Below are 16,454 nucleotides of genomic sequence, written 5' to 3'. Positions count from 1 at the left end.
ACGCGTTAAAATTCAAGCCGCAGCATGAGTGGTCCGATCGGGAATGGAGCGCATCCCACGAAATCCCCTGTTGGGATCCTTCATCAACGCTCATGCGAATGGCGACAAGCTGCGCCGAGGAGTGGTTACGACGACATTCGAACCACAGCCGCATAATCAGCATTTTGATATTGGCGAGTGTGAAGCGGGCATGGGTAAGGCCGGAGGCGCATGAACGGCGCGGTGGCCGTTGACATGCATGTCCTCGTGCAAATGGTAATTTCGGGCTGCTCTTCGCGATCGTCGCGAACCAGTCTCGGGCCCCGCCGTCTTTCTATCGGCGTCGCCTTGATGGATGCCGCGCGTTTCTGCTGACGCAAATTTGTTATCGAATCCGCGCGACAACCCGGCGTAAGCTTTCAAATCCCCGACCCGTCGAGTTGCTGGGCGTTGTCGCCTTCCCAAGGTGAAGGCATTGAGGTGCGATTGAGATTGGCCGAGGGCATCGGCATCCAGCATTTTAGTTCCGGCTCGGCATATTCGATGATGTGCCCGGGTGAAGAATCGGAGGCGCGCCAGCCTTCCGTACCAAATTGATCGCCATTCGACCAATATGCGAGGTCAACTTCTGCAGGCCCCTGTTCTGACGGGCGGATCGTGACAAGGATCCGACTGCCGTCTTTCGGAGCGCTTGCCATGTGCCGCCAGCGGTCTGGCTCATCCATCACTCTTCCTCCTGCCTTGCTTTGGGTTGCAAGTGTCGCCTCGCCATCGAAAACGGTCAACTCAAACTTTGGGCGATCCTCCATCGTTTCATATGTTTGCGGCTGCATATATTTCGGAAGGAAGCATGTACTGCGATACGGTTGGGGTTCTTTGGGACATCCAGCGCTCCGGAACTTGCGAGATGCGCCAACACATTCCGGAGCACTTGTATAATCAGGGAGAGACAGGCGATCGTCTCGCAGAACGCGATGATCGCCTGCGGTACTGGTCGGAACGGCTCCGAGATCTTAGGAGAGCGGAGCTTCAGCCTTGCATCTCTTTTTCCCACCAGCCGCGGGTGTTCACGTCCGCGGCGTCAGCGAGCGCTTCCAGCTCTGCAATGTCGTCGCCGGTGAGGCTGATGCTGCCGGCTCGGACGAGACTATCGACATGACCGGATTTGGTGACGCCGATGATCGGCGTTGTGCCCTTGGCGACCGCCCACGCTATCGCGACATCGGGAGCGGCCGCATCCTGCTTCTGGCCGATCGAGGCGAGCATGTCCGTCAGCGCCTTTAGCTGAGGCAGCATGCCATTGTAAGCAGCCGCCCGGCTGCTTCCTTTTGGCAGCGGGTTCTCCGGACTGTACTTGCCAGTCAGGGCGCCCTGTTCAAGCACCATATAGGCGAAGAACGGGATACCTTGATTGCGGCAGTAGTCCAGGATGCCAGCTTGCTCGGAGCTGCGGTAGAGGAGACTGTAGTGGTTCTGTATGGCTTCAACCCGGAATCCGGCTTCTCCGAGGATCCGGTTGGCGAGCTCGATTTCGCTCAGGTTGTGATTCGAGACACCGACATGTTTGACCTTTCCGCTCTTCAGCAGCGGTATTAGGTGCGGAGTCCACCGCGCCACATCGGCTGGATTGTGAATCCAGTAGAGGTCGATGTAGTCGGTGCCGAGGCGCGCCAGACTCTGCTCCAGCATGTCCGCCACGGGATCATCACCGGTCCCTGCCGCCTGCGGGGTGAACTTCGTGGAGAGCTGATAGCGGCTGCGGGCGTAGCGCTTGAGTATCTCCCCAAGTAGGGTTTCTGAACGGCCCATGCCGTATACCATGGCGGTATCCCACAGGGTGAATCCGCTCGCATGTGCCTTTTCCGCGACCTCTTCGAGGCCAGCCTGAGTAAGGCGGCTGCCGAAGTAACCGTCGCCGGTCTCGCCGCTGTCGCCCCACGCCCAGGTCCCCAGTGCGACCGTGGGGGCTTTCAGATAATCCATCGTCATGTTTGCTCCGTCCTTTTTCTGCAGCCTGGTTCGTTGCGACCCGGGTGCAGCGGACACTATGATGGGTGGCGACGCCGAACCGTTAGCCTTATGCGCCGGGACTACTGCCCAATCCTCCAGAAGCCGCACGGTTTCGCCTTGCTGCCCTCCTGCTCGCATGCAATGGTCAGGCTCATGGAAACACTGACCAAAATCTCTGCAGTAATTGCCCGGCACGCCTCGAAGGATGGCTTCCACGCCACCTCCATCGAACGGGTGACGCTTGCTCGATCCTCCACGGTGACGATGCCGATGCCGAACGTATATCGGCCGCAATTGTGCCTTGTCGCACAGGGGCAAAAAGAGGTTGCTCTGGGTGACCGCGTGTTCAGATATACGCCGGGCCGCTATGGAATTGTGACTTACGACCTGCCGGCAACGGGCCAGGTGGTCGAGGCGACACCTGACAGGCCCTATCTCTGCCTGTTCCTTGATTTCGATCCAGTCATGCTGGGGCAGCTGGCGTTGCATGTGCCGCCACCGCCTGGAGAGCCCGCTCGGCCCACGGGCAAGACGGTGTCCGACGCCGGTGCCAGTCTGCTCGATGCGGTGCTGCGCCTGCTGCTTCTGCTCGATGAACCGGCAGCATTGCCCGTACTCGGGCCGTTGACCGAGCAGGAAATTCTCTATCGTCTGCTCGCCGGCCCTGATGGTGCCAGGATGCGCCAGATCACCTCCAGCCAGGGGCGGGTGGCGCAGGTTGGCCGCGCCATCGCGTGGATCGGACGGAACTTCCGAGAACGATTCAGCATCGAGCGGCTTGCTGCGGAAGTCGGCATGAGTCCGTCGAGCCTGCACGAGCATTTTCGCGCCGTGACGGCGATGACGCCGCTGCAATTCCAGAAGCAGCTAAGGCTCCAGGACGCGCGCAGCCTGATGCTGGTCCAGGACATCGACGTCACGACCGCCGCCTTCCGCGTGGGTTACGAAAGCCCGTCGCAGTTCACTCGCGAATATCGCCGCCACTTCGGAGAGCCGCCGGCGCGTGACATAGCCCGCTTGCGCGCTTCGCCGCGCCTGGTAGGGGTAGCTTGAATTCAGCTTTCCGGGGCATTGACGGTCAGTCCAAATAACGCGCCCGTCGAAGATGCGGACCGAAGGCGAATGTGCCTATGGAGCAAGGCCGCGGGCGATCCAGCTCCTGATCCCCTCGGGCTGGATCCTGAGACTTCATGCGAACTTCATAGCCGCTTTTCGATGGAGAGTATTGGGGGCTTTTATCGAGATTGAGCCATATTCGGGGTTAGATCCCAGATTTGATGTCGGCCACCACCGCCTGCCAGCCACCCGCGACAGCTCCGGCGCATGCATCTTCGATGCGATCAAGCATAGCATGTAGCGCCTCGCGCTCACGAACCGACAAGCTTTCGAGAATACGTGCTTCCATTGCCTGACCGATGGACACGATCTCCTCGAGCACCTTGTAGCCCTCGGGTGTGAGTTCGATCGCAGAGAATCGGCGATCGAGTGCAACGCGGGTTGGGGCACCGGTCACTGTTGATCGCACGGAAATCCGAATAGCCTTTTGTTTCCCCGCGATGCGAAATCGAATAACATCCCTCCTTATCGAAGATGGCCAAAGAGAGCATTGGGGATGTCCATGCAGCCGATCGACAAAGCGTTCGCGAGGACGGTTGCTTTAGGCATTCTGATTATTGTTCCCGCGGTTTTCTTTGCCTCCTGCTCGACGGTCGGCGGAACCGGCGGCCAATCCAGGCCGGTAACCGCGAGCAGATCGACAGATCGCGACAAAGACAAAGCGGTCGAACGTCGGCGATGGGCGGAGAGGGTTGAACGAGATAATCAGCTGGCTCCAAGCGGGTCGGCATCGGGTTCCTATGGCTCTTCCCGTCCTCTCTTCACTTGGTGAGCGATAGATTGGTAAACTGCCCCGGTCTCAGGTTTTAGGGAACGGGTCCGCCGCCAGCCGGAGCCACAATCGATCTGCTTGCCGGCAAGATCTTCGACTTGGAAGAGATGATAGTCGTTTCCAGTCTCTGTCCTGGTTTGTGGTCGGCGGACCTTTGCATTGCCCGGATATGGCATACGTCGCTATCCCGCATGCTCCGGAGGCGCTCGCAACGCTGCTTTCGAGAGACCTATGGCCCACTCGGGCAGATCATCAGACAAGCGCATCCCTGGGAAAGCCCGCGGCCAGGCAGTCGATGAACCTGCGAACGGCCGGAGGAAGACCACGGCGCGTGGTGAATACGAGGTGGACAAGGCCCCTCATGCCATGCCAGGCGGGAAGGACCCGTACGAGCTTCCCTTCTTCCAGCGCCTGCCTGCATGAGTGATCGGGGAGAAGAGCGACGCCCAGACCCGCAAGTGCGGCTGCCCGCACGGCCGTAAAGTCCGCACAGCCCATTCTCGGCTCGTGCCTGAGCGTATGGGTTCGGCCATCGTCCGTCTCGAGAAACCAGTTCACTTCGCCCTGATCATCCGTGGTCGAGAGGGTAGGTTCGCGCGCCAAAGCTTCTATGTCTGCAATGCGGCCGGCAATTTGCGGGCTTGCGACCAGGATACGGATCGAGTTGCCTAGCGAGCGCATCGTTAAGGAGGCATCGCCGTCCAACGACGTTCGGACGCGCAATGCTACGTCGATCCGCTCGTCTATGAGATCGACCGGACGGTCGATCGCGATGAGTTGCAGCTGCACTTTTGGATGCTGCGCCAGGAATTGCGTTAGAAGGGGGGAGATCGGTTCGACCAACCCTGTCGGGCAACTCATTCGGATCAGACCATGCGGCTCTGATTTTGCCTCTGCAACGAGCGCCTCTGCACGCTCGGCTTCCGCCAGCATTGCCTTGCAGCGCTCGTAGAAGGATTGACCTACATCGGTCACCCGAAAGCGACGGCTGGACCGTTCGATCAGTCGCACGCCGAGCCTTTCCTCGAGCCCCGCTACCCGCCGGCTAAGCTTCGACTTCGGCTCGCGCAAAGCGCGCCCCGCGGCTGCGAACCCGCCGTGGGCGACGACCTCGGCAAAATAGACCAGATCATTCAAATCAGACCTCATCATCGTTCTCCATTTGGAACGATGAGTATCAAATTTGCTGGCTATTTGCAGCATCGTTCCGATGGCATGTTCAATTCAACGGCAATGCCGCAACAAAGGAGCATGATAGTGAGTAAGAAATTCGAAAACAAAGTCGTGATCGTAACGGGTGGCACGAGCGGTATTGGCCTTGCAACGGCAAAGGCTTTCTCGATGGAGGGTGCCTCCGTGTTCATCACCGGCCGCCGCAAGGAAGCACTCGATGCCGCCCTCCAGGAGATCGGTGGCCGTGTCACGGGCGTACAGGCCGACATGAGCAAGCTCGTCGATATCGACCGCCTGTACGACGCAGTTCAACAGAAGCACTCGCACATCGATGTGGTTTTCGCGAATGCCGGCGGCGGCGAGATGGTGCCTCTCGGGGCGATTACCGAAGAACATTACCAGAAGACATTCGATACCAACGTGAAGGGTACCTTGTTCACGGTTCAAAAGGCGCTCCCGCTCCTGCGTGACGGTGGCTCGATCGTTCTCACTTCGTCGACGACGAGCATTTCCGGCACGCCTGCCTTCAGCGTCTACTCGGCAACAAAGGCTGCCGTGCGCAACTTCGCCCGCAACTGGATCCTCGATCTCAAGGATCGCCGTATCCGCGTCAATGCAATTAGTCCCGGCGTGACCGAAACGGCCGGTCTCAACGAACTCTTCGGCAGCGGTGAGAGTGCGGAGAACACGAAGAATTATCTTGCAAGCCTCATTCCAGCCGGCCGAGTCGGGCAACCGGAAGAGATCGCCAAGGCAGTGCTATTCCTGGCCTCCGATGATGCCAGCTTCATCAATGGCGTCGAACTCTTCGTCGATGGTGGCCACGTCCAGATCTAAGCCGCCATATCAGGGAGAATGACCATGGCAGACATCGCAACGCTGCTCGATCGGAATCTGCAGGGCATCTTTGGGGAGGGCGACGACGCCCTCCGCCGGAAAGTGGCGGAGGAAATCCTTCACGAAGACGCGATATTCATCGAACCGCACGGGATCTACCGCGGCCGCGACGAGATCGTCCGCATCGCCGGAGTCATCCGCGCAATGCATCCGACATTTGCGTACACGACGATCGCTGCGGCGGACGTTCTCCATGATCAGGCCGGGCGCATGCAATGGGTAGCCGGCGCACCCGGCGAAGAACCTGCATATGCGGGTACGGACTTCATCATTGCCAAGGACGGAAAGATCGCAGCGATCTATCTTTTCTTCGATGGGAATCCAGATCCGACCAGCCCACCTATGGGGGCCTGAGGGGTCTCAATGCACAAGGAGCGATTGCCGTACTCGATTCAATGGGCGCGGGTTCGGATCCCACGGCGTGCGGAGATTTGCAACTTCGTGAAAAAACTTGCTAGGCTCAGGATCCGAAGAAGCGGCCTTTCGGCGACCGGAAGCCGAGCTTTTCGGAGATCTCGTGAGCGGCTTTCAAGAGGCTGTCGAGATAGGCGGTGCGGTTGCGCAAGCCATCCTCGCGCGGCGTTACCAGGCAGAGTGTCGCGATGCAGGCGCCGTCGGCTTGATGGATAGGCACGGCGAAGCAATGGGTGAAATTTTCCACTTCGCTGTTGAAGGTGAAGTATCCATCTTCGGCGGCTTGGCGCACTTGAGCGATGAAATCGGCGGGTTCCAGCCGCCTTCCATTCGGAAGGACGAAATCTTCAGGCGGAATGAAATCAAGGATTTCCCGGTCCGAAAGATGGGCTACAAGCAGGCGCCCCGAGGCGGTCCACGGAATGGCGACGAGCTCGCCGACATTTGACGAAATACGAAACGGCCGTATGCCTTCCCGCATCATGGCGACCGTATACTTATTGCCTTCCAGCAGGCACATTTGCGCTGTCTCGCGCGTCTCCTCCGCCAGCACGCCCAGCATGCGGCCGCATTCGCGCATCAGGTCGAATTGTTCGGCATAGGCGGTGCCGAGAAAATAGAGGCGGCGGCCGAGAAAGACCCGGCCGTCGCCGCCCTGATAGTCGAGCATGCCATGACCGAGCAGGAGATTGACAAGCTCGTAGATGGAAGAGCGCGGCGCACCGATTTCGGTGGCGATCTCGTTCGGACGCATGGGCTGGCGTTTTACCCGCAGAAACTCAAGGATTTCGAAGGCGCGATCCAGGCCTCGCATGCGTCGGGATACAATGTCGTTTTCGTTCTCGGCCATGTTTTCTCCGAATATTCCAAAACCAGCCGCAACCGGCGCGCTGAACGCGCCGGCCAATGATGCCGACTACACGGCGCTGGTGCCGCCAGATCTCGGCAAGACGCTGCGATAACATCCACGTGTGCGATGACGCAACGCTTGCGCCATGCTCTTGTTTCTCTCAATTGAAACTCGAGGTCTTCAGAAATTCGGCAAGCCGTTCCGTCTTCGGGCGCACGAACATGTCCTTCGGATCGCCTTCTTCACAGATGACGCCCTGGTTCATGAAGATCACACGCGACGAGACCTCATACGCAAAGCGCATCTCATGGGTGACAAGCAGCATCGTCATGCCGTCGGCGGCAAGCCCCTTGATGACTTGAAGAACTTCGCCAACCAGTTCTGGGTCGAGGGCCGACGTCACCTCGTCGAACAGCATCAGCCTCGGCGCCATGGCGATCGCTCGGGCAATCGCAACGCGCTGCTGCTGGCCACCCGAGAGCTGGCCCGGATAATGATTGGCGCGGGCCGCAAGGCCCACACGATCGAGCCATTTTTCCGCGACGACGCGTGCATCCGGCTTCGACATCTTCTTCACCTTGACGAGGCCGAGCATCACGTTCTCGGCGGCGGTCATGTGCGGAAAGAGATTGAATTGCTGGAAGGCCATGCCAGTGAGTGCGCGCTGGCGGGCAATCTCCTTCTCGCTCTTGCGGCGGCGGGTGCCGCCGTCGGCGTGATAGCCGATCTCCTCGCCATCGAGGCTGATCTTGCCCCCCTGGAATCCCTCCAGCATGTTGATGCAGCGTAACATCGTCGTCTTGCCGGAACCCGACGAACCGATGATGGAAATGACCTCGCCTTCCTCCATCGTGCAGTCGACGCCCTTGAGAACCTCGTGCTGGCCATAGGTCTTGCGCAGGCCCTGAATGTCTAGAATTGTCTTGCCCATCGGTCCGATCTCCTCAGGACGGCAGTGCGGTCTTGCGCTCGACATATTTGCCGAAGCGCTCGATAGCGAAGTTGACGATGAAATAGAGGCCGCCAGCCAGGAAATAGAACTGGAGGCTCATGAAATTGCGGGAGATGATCTCCTGCGTGCGCAGCAGCAGTTCGGCGACGCCGATGACGGAAAGCAATGTCGATGCCTTGACCATCTCGGCTGCCGTATTCACCCAAGCCGGCAGGCACTGGCGCATCGCTTGCGGCCACAGGACCGAAGTGAAGGTCTGGGTGAAGGTGAGGCCGATCGCCTTGGCCGCCTCCGTCTGACCTTTCGGAATGGCCTGCAGCGCGCCGCGCACGATCTCGCCGACATGTGATGAACAGAAGATCGCCAGGGCAAGAACGCCTGCGGAAAAGGGCCCCAAATCAAGACCTACTGCGGAAGAGACGTAATAGCTTGCCAGCACGAGAACCAGCACGGGCGTACCACGGATGATGTCGGTATAGGCCCGGATCAAAAGGCGCAGAATGGCTCCGCCGTAGACGAGCGCGAGGCCAACGAAGACACCGACGATGGAACCGGCAAGAATGGCAAGAAGGGAAATCGATACCGTCACGCCGAGCCCGTTGATGATGACGTAGCGGGCGATCCAGAGTTGTTCGAGAAAACTATGAGACATCCGGTATTACCTCGGCAAAGCCAGCCTGCGCTCGACGAAACGCATCAGCGCGGCGATGAGGAAGCAGGTTGCGACATAGAGAGCTGATGTGACCATCCAGGTTTCGATGACGCGAAAGCTCTCGACGTTGATCTTGCGGGCAGCGAATGTCAGCTCCGGCACGGCAATGGCGGCTGCAAGCGAGGTATCCTTGAACAGCGAAATGATGGTCGAAGACAGCGACGGAAGCACGTTGCGCAGCATCAGCGGAGCGATGATCGATCCGCGAATCTGCATTGGCGTCAGCCCGATTGCCAGGCCCGCCTCCGAAAGACCTTTCGGGATCGACAGCAATCCTGCGCGAAACACTTCAGCAAGATAGGCGCCAGAGTAGATGGAAAGGACCAGGATGAAGCTTTTGATCTTGTCCAGCCGAAAGCCCATCTGCGGCAAGGCGAAGAAGGCGAACAGCACCAGCACCAGGATCGGCAGGTTTCGGATCACGGTCACATAGACCTGCGCCGGGATCATGGCTGCGCGGTTTTTCGATGTCAGCGCGAAGGCGAGGATCAGGCCGATCAAGGCGCCAATCAGAATCGATACGATCGCCAGGCCGAGACTAAGCGCCAGACCGCTCATAAGAAAATCAAAATTGCGCCAGACGGCGGCAAAATTCAGCGTATAACCCATGTCGGGCCGCCCCTTTCAGACTGGCGGAGCGGGAGATGTCCCGCTCCGCTCGGCCATTACTTGTATTCGACCGGGAAGCCGATCTGTGGTGGGGTCAGGTCCTTGCCGAACCAGGTCTTGTAGGACTTGGCGTAGCTATCGAATTCGACGCCTGTCATCGCTTCATGAAGAGCGGTATTGACGAAGTTCAGCCAATCCTGGTCGCCGCGCTTAACCGCGCAGGCATAGGTCTGGGGGTTCCAGCCATAGCCGGCGTCCTTGTAGCGGCCCGGGTTCTGCGTCATGTACCAGGCGAGTGATGACTGGTCGGTCGCAACCGCGTCGGCGCGGCCGGATTCCAGCGCCTGATAGATCAGATCGACGGATTCGTACTGGTCGACCTTTGCGTCCGGAAGGGCGGCATGAACCATGGATTCCGCATAGACGTTCTGCAGAACGGAAACCGTGACGGAAGAGCCTGCCGCCTTCAATGCCGCATAGTCGGCATACTGGCCATCGGCCTTCAGCATCAGGCCGACGCCTTCACGATAATAGGGAATGGTGAAGGCCACCTGCTGGGCGCGCTCGCCGGTCACGGTCATGAACTGGCAGGTGATATCGACCTTGTTGGTGGTGATGTTTGGAATTCGGGCATCGGACGACTGATTGACATACTCGATCTTGTCGGGGTCGCCGAACAGGGCCTTGGCGATGATGTGACCCATGTCGACGTCGAAGCCCTGCAGCTTGTCGTCAGCGCTCTTGAAGTGCCACGGCGCGTTCGTGCTGCCGGTTCCAAGAACGAGGTGACCGCGCGCAAGCACCTCATCGAGCTTGCTGCCGTCGGCGAGAACGGGCGTGGAAGAGAGGAGTGCGGCGGCGAGCGACATCAGGCCGACGCGCAAGGAAATGGTCATGGTTGTTCCCCTTGGTTAATGGCTTTCGAATAATCCAATATTCCGGACATCTGTCTGTTATCTCGGATAAGGCATATCAAGGGATACGGGGCAACTTGTCAATAGTGACTGCTGTTGCCGATCGCCGGAGATAGTGAATCGTCAAGGCTTGTCGCCGTCGACAATGTAGTGGCCGGGGCGCGCGGTATCTCTGTGGCAGCTCCCCGCATCAGGCTGCTCCAAGCCGTCATCCGGGAAATAGACAAGATTCACTCGACGTTGCCGGTCACTCGCAATGCGAAGGATTTTCCGCGGGACTTGCCGGATATCCGGGTGCCCCGCGAAATTTGAGCGCTGTGTTTGATCTGTTGTCAGGCGTTGTCGATGCACCTTCGCCATGGGCTGCCGATGCAAGAATCCCATCGGGAGGAAAGTAGCCATTTGCAACTTTCCTTGAAAGTTGTCCATTCAACTGGATGGCCAGGATGCCGAGCTGAATCCTTGGCCGAGCGAGTGCAGTCATCTCGTGTGCCTGCACTCGCTTGTTGGTGTTTTTCCTGCCATCCCTCAAGTCTGCGAGATTTTCTCGTCCGAAGCGTTTAATCGGTCTCTGACCATGCCTCGCTACGAGCGGAGTGAAACTGAGGCCGATCAAGGCTGCCAATTGCCTGGGTTCTCGCGGTCAGGCCATGAAGAATGATCTGCAATGCCCGTAAGAGGGTCTTTCTCATCCAGCTTCTCCTTCATTTAACCTGTGGCATCGGCAGCGCGAATGAAATTTCGCCAGCCACCAAATTCGGTGATGTCTCTGGCGTCAGCTACGGCGTGGCTCTCGCAGAGAAATCCGGAAACATGGCTGCCATCCTCAAGCAGGATCTTGCCGATCCCCAGCGGCGCCGGGATATTTTGGACGAAGCGGGCAAACGCGGCGGGCGGCAAGGCCCATACCTCTATTTCGATACCCTTGCCGGCAAAGCCGGGATCGCGCATCAATCCCGGCTTCGGCGGTACTGTTCCGGAAAGGGCGAAAAGCCGATAGCTGCCATCCGTCCGTCCCGTCTTCATCCTGTAGCCGCCTTTTCCGGTGAGTTCATGGTTGAGCGGCATATCGGCCAGATGCGCGCCGACAACGACGATCGGGACCATGTCGGCAGCCATAGGTGTCACACGGCTGTTATCCGGCAGTGCCGCCATACGGTCCTTGCCCATCCCGCTTTTCGCCGCCCGATGCATGGCATCGGCGAACGGCGCCAAAGCATCGTCGGTAAAGGCAGGCCCGACGAGCATCACACCGGCTGGCAGATGGCCGTCGGTATCGAAACCCGCGGGTATGGCAATTGCCGCGCAATCAAGCAGATTGGCGAAATTGGTATAACGCCCGAAATGGCTGTTCCTGACGATCGGATCGGCCTGCATTTCCTCGACCGTATAGGTCGTAGGCGATGTCGGCAGCATCAGGAAGTCGAGCTTCTCCCATTCCGCCTTCGTCTTTTGTCGCAATGCTTCCAGCCTGTACTTGCCCTCGAAGGCGGCGACCGCATCATAGCCTTTCGCGCCCTCGATGATGGTTCTGACCGTTGGATCGAAATCGCCGGCATTGCTTGCGAGGAAGTCCTTGACCGCCGCCAGGCGCTCGGCAACCCATGGGCCGCTATAGAGCAGTTCGGCGGCTTGCCGAAAAGGCGCATAGTCGAAGGGGACGATCTCCGCGCCGAGCGATCTCGCCCTGTCGATGGCGGCATCGTAGAGGGCTTCGACTTGGCTGTTGCCGTAGAATTCGCGCTCGGCTCCGTCCAACACGCCGACGCGCGGACGCGCCGACGGCAGGGTCGCCGGTATTGCCTCCCGCGAGAACGGATCGCGTGCGTCATAGCCGTCCATGATCCGGCGAACGGCGATGCCATCGCCGACGGTTGCGGCGAACACCGTGACGACATCGACGCTGCGGCAAGCCGGCACCACGCCGACATTGGGAACGAGCCCCGGCGTCGGCTTTATGCCGACGAGATTGTTGAAGGCAGCCGGCACCCGGCCGGAGCCTGCCGTATCGGTTCCGAGCGAGAAGCTGGCAAGGCCAGCGGCTACGGCAACGGCGGAACCGGAACTCGAGCCGCCGGAAACGTAAGCGCGATCGAAGACCGAGCGGGGCGCACCATGAGGCGAGCGGGTGCCGTTGAGGCCGGTTGCGAACTGGTCGAGATTGGTCTTGCCGATGACGATCGCGCCGGCTGCCTTCAGACGTGCAACCACGGTTGCATCGCCCTGGGGATGATAGGCAAAGGCCGGGCAGGCGGCCGTCGTCGGCAGACCTGCGACGTCGATGTTGTCCTTGACTGCGAAGGGGATGCCCCAGAGCGGCAGGCTGTTGGGCTCGGGTGCCTTCGTCAGCAAATCTGTTGCCGCAGCTCGCAACGCCTCTGGAGATGCCAGCGTAATGAAGATTGCCGGATCATCGGATGCCCCGCATCGGGCTATGATTTCCTCCACCATGTCGAGCGGTGAAAAGCCTGCCTTATACGCATCTCGCAGAGAGGTAAGGTCAATGATAGTGGGCAGCATCAGATTTCCTCCAGAATGACGAGAACGTCACCGGCCTTGACGTTGCGCCCAGGTGCTGCGCGCAGATCGCGGACGCGTCCCGCGGCATGAGCAGTGACGTTAATTTCCATTTTCATCGACTCGATGATGGCCAAAGTATCGCCGGCTGCAACCGGCTGGCCTGCCTCGACGAGTATTTTCCAGACATTGCCGGGCACGGCGCTTTCGACGCCGAAGCAACCTTCCGGTACATCTCCGGCAAGGGCGGGGCCCGTCCCTTCGTCAACGGAAAAGCTGTCGAGCCCCAACTCCTTCCAGCGTTGCCTTTCCGCCTCGAAGGCAGCCTGCTGCCTGGATTTGAAGGCGCTGATCGCAGCGGCCTCGCGTGCGAGACCGGCCTCGTAGGCAGCGTAGGAGAATTCCGTCTCCTCGATCTTGATCGGATAGCCGCCGTGCGGGAAGGCCGCACGCGCCTCATTCAGTTCCTCATGCGTGACGGGAAAGAAGCGGATCTGGTCGAAGAAATTGAGAAGCCACGGCTTGCCCTTGGCGAAGGCCGGCGTCTGCCGCCAGCTGTTCCACACCTGGATCGTACGGCCGAAAAGCTGGTAGCCGCCCGGTCCTTCCATGCCATAGATGCACATATAGGCGCCGCCGATGCCGACGGCGTTTTCCGGTGTCCAGGTGCGCGCCGGATTATATTTCGTCGTCACCAGTCGATGTCGCGGATCGACCGGTGTTGCGACCGGAGCCCCTAGATAGACATCGCCAAGGCCGAGCACGAGATAGCTGGCATCAAAGACGATATCGCGCACTGCCTGCTCGTCGGGCAAGCCGTTGATGCGGCGGATGAATTCGATGTTGGAAGGGCACCATGGCGCATTCGGGCGCACGAGCTCCTGATATTTGCGCATGGCAAGCTCGGCCTGCGGATCGCTCCAGGAGAGCGGCAGGTACACGATTCGGCTTGGGACTTTCACCTCATGCGCCGCCGGTAGCGTAGCCTCGATTTCCGTAAGAAGGCCCAGCAGATGGTTGCGGGTCAGCGTCGTCCCGTCATAATGGATCTGCAGCGAACGGATGCCTGGCGTCAGGTCGATAATCCCCGGCAGGCGCGCCTCGACGATTGCCTGCATCAGCAGATGCACGCGCAGGCGAAGCGCGATATCGAGCGTCATCGGCCCGTATTCAACGAGCAGGTTGTCATCGCCCTGCCGACGATAGACGACAGGCACCGGGCCGTCCTGGTTCTGACCGACGATTGCCGATCCGGTCTCCCCGGGCGCGTCGTGGACAGTCGGGCCGGCGACGGCGTCTTCACTGCGCGTCACCGGATGAAAGCGGATTTTGTCGCCCGGCTTGAACTGGCCCATCTTCCATTGCTCGTCGCGCGCAATGACGGCCGGGCAGACGAAGCCGCCGAGGCTCGGCCCATCCGGGCCGAGAATGATCGGCATATCGCCGGTGAAATCGATCGCGCCGATGGCGTAGGCATTGTCGTGAAGATTGGAGGGGTGAAGGCCAGCCTCGCCGCCGTCGCTGCGCGCCCATTTGGGCGTAGGGCCGATCAGACGGACGCCGGTGCGGGCGCTGTTGAAATGCACCTCGTATTCGGTCGAAAACAGCGTCTCGATGTCTTCGTCCAGAAAGAAATCCGGCGCGCCGTGCGGTCCGTAGACGACGCCGACCTCCCAGGTGCGGGTGAGGGCCGCGGGCACGTCCGCCGGCTTGGCTTGAGGCTGGGGCGTGCGTGCCAGCCGCAACACATGGCCTGTCTGAAGCGTGCCGGTGGCATGGCCACCGAAGCGACCGAGGCCGAAGGTTGCCCTGGAGCCGAGCATGAGCGGCGCGGCAAAGCCGCCCGCAACGGCGAGATAGGCACGCTGGCCCCGGCCTTCTATGGCGCCAACGGCAAGCGTCTGCCCTGCCTTGGCGATAATGGCCTCGGCGTGGGGTAACGGAACGCCGTCGAGGGTCATCGGCATGCGAGCGCCTGCAAGCGCGATCGTCACGTCGGAGAAGATCTTGAGCACCGGTCCCGAGACGGTCAGTTCCAGGGCCGCGATCTCATCGGCGTTGCCGACCAGCCTGTTGGCATGGCGGAACGAGCGCTCGTCCATCGGCCCGCTCGGCGGCACGCCGACGTGCCAGAGCCCCAGCCTGCCGGGAAGCTCCTGGATGCTCGACTGCGCGCCGGGCGCCACCACCTCGATCACATCAGGCACGAAGGGAAAGTCCTTCAGCGCCGTCGTCGCCACATTGCCGCTGGCGAGCAGATCCGATCCGGCGATGGCCTTCAGATAGTCGAGATTGGTTTCGATGCCGGAGATGGAGCTTTGCGCAAGCGCAAGCTTGAGTTTCTCGATCGCGGCCGGCCGGTCTTCAGCTGCCACGATCACCTTGGCGAGCATGGGGTCGTAATAGGGTGTTACTTCCGTGCCCGTCTCGATCCAGCCGTCGACGCGCACGTGTTCCGGAAAGATAACTTCGGTCAAAAGGCCGGCGCTCGGCCGGAAGCCGGCATGCGGCATCTCGGCATAGATGCGCGCCTCGATCGCGGCACCCTTGGGAGTGAGATCATCATTGCCTGTTATCACATCTTCGCCGGCGGCCTGGCGGATCATCCATTCGACGAGATCAATGCCATAGACGGCCTCGGTGACCGGATGTTCGACCTGAAGCCTGGTATTGACTTCGAGGAAGTAGAATTCCTCCCGCGCGGGGTCATAGATGAACTCGACCGTGCCGGCGGAGCGATAATTGGCGGAGGTGCCGAGCGCCACCGCCGCTGCATGCAGGCGTTCGCGCACGGAAGGCGACAGGCCCGGCGCGGGCGTCTCCTCGATCACCTTCTGGTTCCGGCGCTGCAACGAGCAGTCGCGTTCGCCAAGCGCGATGACGCGGCCCTTGCCGTCGCCGAAGATCTGTACCTCGACATGCCGCGCCCGCGAGACAAAGCGCTCCAGATAGACGCGGGCATCGCCGAAGCTTGCTTTTGCCGTGCGCTGTACGCTGTCGAAGGCAGCCTTCAGACTTGCGGCATCGTCGCAAAGCTGCATGCCGATGCCGCCGCCGCCGGCCGTCGATTTCAGCATGACCGGGTAGCCGATTTCCGCCGCGGCCGCGAGCGCCGCTTCGCTCGTTTCGACGAGGTCGCTGCCCGGAAGCAGCGGAACTCCGCTCGTACGCGCCAGTTCTCGCGCTGTGTGTTTGAGCCCGAAGGCGGCGATATTGTCCGCCGTCGGCCCGATGAAGACGATGCCTTCCTTTGCCAGCCGTTCGGCGAAACCGATATTCTCCGACAGGAATCCGTAACCTGGATGCACGGCCTCGGCACCGGTTGCCTTGCAGGCGGCAATGACGGCGTCGGCATTGAGATAGCTTTCCAAGGCAGGCGCCGGGCCGAGCCTGACGGCTTCGTCTGCCATCAGGGATGCCTTGGAGAAGCGGTCCGCATCGGAATAGACGGCGACGGAGGCAATGCCCATGCGCCGCAACGTCCCGATGATCCGGACGGCGATCTCGCCGCGATTGGCGATCAGTATTTTCTTGAACAT

At 60.3% G+C, this 16,454-nt stretch carries 14 protein-coding genes; 3 read left to right on the top strand and 11 right to left on the bottom strand.

The genetic code is table 11. The annotated features are described in order from the left end of the window. Window positions 1–398: 398 nt before the first annotated feature. Window positions 399–704 carry a hypothetical protein gene (locus I8E17_RS24145; RefSeq protein WP_069610414.1) on the bottom strand — a complete coding sequence of 102 codons (306 nt, stop codon included), beginning with the start codon at window positions 702–704 and terminating at the stop codon, window positions 399–401. Between the two features lie 304 nt (window positions 705–1,008). Continuing rightward, window positions 1,009–1,968 carry an aldo/keto reductase gene (locus I8E17_RS24140; RefSeq protein ID WP_069609897.1) on the bottom strand — a complete coding sequence of 320 codons (960 nt, stop codon included), beginning with the start codon at window positions 1,966–1,968 and terminating at the stop codon, window positions 1,009–1,011. A gap of 174 nt (window positions 1,969–2,142) precedes the next feature. On the opposite strand from I8E17_RS24140, the gene I8E17_RS24135 reads away from it, so the two are divergent. Then, complete coding sequence (locus I8E17_RS24135; RefSeq protein ID WP_069610413.1) at window positions 2,143–3,042, top strand: AraC family transcriptional regulator; 900 nt, start codon at window positions 2,143–2,145, stop codon at window positions 3,040–3,042. 208 nt (window positions 3,043–3,250) lie between these two features. On the opposite strand, the gene I8E17_RS24130 is transcribed toward I8E17_RS24135, so the two are convergent. Together I8E17_RS24130 and I8E17_RS24125 are read right to left on the bottom strand one after the other, a co-directional pair. Further along, the gene (locus I8E17_RS24130) at window positions 3,251–3,502 is read right to left on the bottom strand and encodes a MarR family winged helix-turn-helix transcriptional regulator (protein WP_069609896.1); all 252 of its coding nucleotides are present in this window, start codon (window positions 3,500–3,502) and stop codon (window positions 3,251–3,253) included. Window positions 3,503–4,129: 627 nt separating this feature from the next. Then, a complete protein-coding gene (locus I8E17_RS24125) occupies window positions 4,130–5,026 on the bottom strand; it encodes a LysR substrate-binding domain-containing protein (RefSeq protein WP_069609895.1) in 897 nt (298 codons plus the stop codon). Window positions 5,027–5,134: 108 nt separating this feature from the next. On the opposite strand from I8E17_RS24125, the gene I8E17_RS24120 reads away from it, so the two are divergent. Both I8E17_RS24120 and I8E17_RS24115 read left to right on the top strand, forming a co-directional pair. Beyond that, the gene (locus I8E17_RS24120; protein WP_069610412.1) at window positions 5,135–5,887 is read left to right on the top strand and encodes a glucose 1-dehydrogenase; all 753 of its coding nucleotides are present in this window, start codon (window positions 5,135–5,137) and stop codon (window positions 5,885–5,887) included. Window positions 5,888–5,911: 24 nt separating this feature from the next. Next, a complete protein-coding gene (locus I8E17_RS24115; RefSeq protein ID WP_069609894.1) occupies window positions 5,912–6,301 on the top strand; it encodes a nuclear transport factor 2 family protein in 390 nt (129 codons plus the stop codon). A 106-nt stretch (window positions 6,302–6,407) separates the two neighbouring features. Here the strand turns inward: I8E17_RS24115 and I8E17_RS24110 are convergent, their stop codons facing one another. The 7 genes from I8E17_RS24110 to uca form a co-directional block, all read right to left on the bottom strand. Next, window positions 6,408–7,211: an IclR family transcriptional regulator gene (locus tag I8E17_RS24110; RefSeq protein ID WP_069609893.1), complete on the bottom strand. Its 804-nt coding sequence runs from the start codon at window positions 7,209–7,211 to the stop codon at window positions 6,408–6,410. A 160-nt stretch (window positions 7,212–7,371) separates the two neighbouring features. Beyond that, window positions 7,372–8,142: an amino acid ABC transporter ATP-binding protein gene (locus I8E17_RS24105; protein WP_069609892.1), complete on the bottom strand. Its 771-nt coding sequence runs from the start codon at window positions 8,140–8,142 to the stop codon at window positions 7,372–7,374. Between the two features lie 13 nt (window positions 8,143–8,155). Continuing rightward, window positions 8,156–8,815 carry an amino acid ABC transporter permease gene (locus I8E17_RS24100; protein ID WP_069609891.1) on the bottom strand — a complete coding sequence of 220 codons (660 nt, stop codon included), beginning with the start codon at window positions 8,813–8,815 and terminating at the stop codon, window positions 8,156–8,158. Window positions 8,816–8,821: 6 nt separating this feature from the next. Next, on the bottom strand, window positions 8,822–9,484 hold the full coding sequence (locus tag I8E17_RS24095) for an amino acid ABC transporter permease (protein ID WP_069609890.1): 663 nt from the start codon (window positions 9,482–9,484) through the stop codon (window positions 8,822–8,824). A gap of 56 nt (window positions 9,485–9,540) precedes the next feature. Next, window positions 9,541–10,380, bottom strand: coding sequence for a transporter substrate-binding domain-containing protein (locus I8E17_RS24090; RefSeq protein ID WP_069609889.1), 840 nt, complete (start codon window positions 10,378–10,380; stop codon window positions 9,541–9,543). Window positions 10,381–11,106: 726 nt separating this feature from the next. Continuing rightward, window positions 11,107–12,918, bottom strand: coding sequence for an allophanate hydrolase (gene atzF / locus I8E17_RS24085; protein WP_113367006.1), 1,812 nt, complete (start codon window positions 12,916–12,918; stop codon window positions 11,107–11,109). Beyond that, window positions 12,918–16,454 carry an urea carboxylase gene (gene uca / locus I8E17_RS24080; protein ID WP_069609886.1) on the bottom strand — a complete coding sequence of 1,179 codons (3,537 nt, stop codon included), beginning with the start codon at window positions 16,452–16,454 and terminating at the stop codon, window positions 12,918–12,920. Before uca ends, atzF begins: the two co-directional genes overlap by 1 nt.

It is taken from the genome of Rhizobium sp. AB2/73 (assembly GCF_020871915.1).
GTDB classification, from domain to species: domain Bacteria; phylum Pseudomonadota; class Alphaproteobacteria; order Rhizobiales; family Rhizobiaceae; genus Rhizobium; species Rhizobium dioscoreae.
This window is presented reverse-complemented; position numbering and strand designations above follow the sequence as displayed.

Coding starts and splice junctions, on each gene's coding strand:
- I8E17_RS24110 (WP_069609893.1), bottom strand. CDS start 7,211: ATGGCCGAGAACGAAAACGACATTGTATCCCGACGCATGCGAGGCCTG.
- I8E17_RS24100 (WP_069609891.1), bottom strand. CDS start 8,815: ATGTCTCATAGTTTTCTCGAACAACTCTGGATCGCCCGCTACGTCATC.
- I8E17_RS24145 (WP_069610414.1), bottom strand. CDS start 704: ATGGATGAGCCAGACCGCTGGCGGCACATGGCAAGCGCTCCGAAAGAC.
- uca (WP_069609886.1), bottom strand. CDS start 16,454: ATGTTCAAGAAAATACTGATCGCCAATCGCGGCGAGATCGCCGTCCGG.
- I8E17_RS24095 (WP_069609890.1), bottom strand. CDS start 9,484: ATGGGTTATACGCTGAATTTTGCCGCCGTCTGGCGCAATTTTGATTTT.
- atzF (WP_113367006.1), bottom strand. CDS start 12,918: ATGCTGCCCACTATCATTGACCTTACCTCTCTGCGAGATGCGTATAAG.
- I8E17_RS24135 (WP_069610413.1), top strand. CDS start 2,143: ATGGAAACACTGACCAAAATCTCTGCAGTAATTGCCCGGCACGCCTCG.
- I8E17_RS24090 (WP_069609889.1), bottom strand. CDS start 10,380: ATGACCATTTCCTTGCGCGTCGGCCTGATGTCGCTCGCCGCCGCACTC.
- I8E17_RS24105 (WP_069609892.1), bottom strand. CDS start 8,142: ATGGGCAAGACAATTCTAGACATTCAGGGCCTGCGCAAGACCTATGGC.
- I8E17_RS24140 (WP_069609897.1), bottom strand. CDS start 1,968: ATGACGATGGATTATCTGAAAGCCCCCACGGTCGCACTGGGGACCTGG.
- I8E17_RS24115 (WP_069609894.1), top strand. CDS start 5,912: ATGGCAGACATCGCAACGCTGCTCGATCGGAATCTGCAGGGCATCTTT.
- I8E17_RS24125 (WP_069609895.1), bottom strand. CDS start 5,026: ATGAGGTCTGATTTGAATGATCTGGTCTATTTTGCCGAGGTCGTCGCC.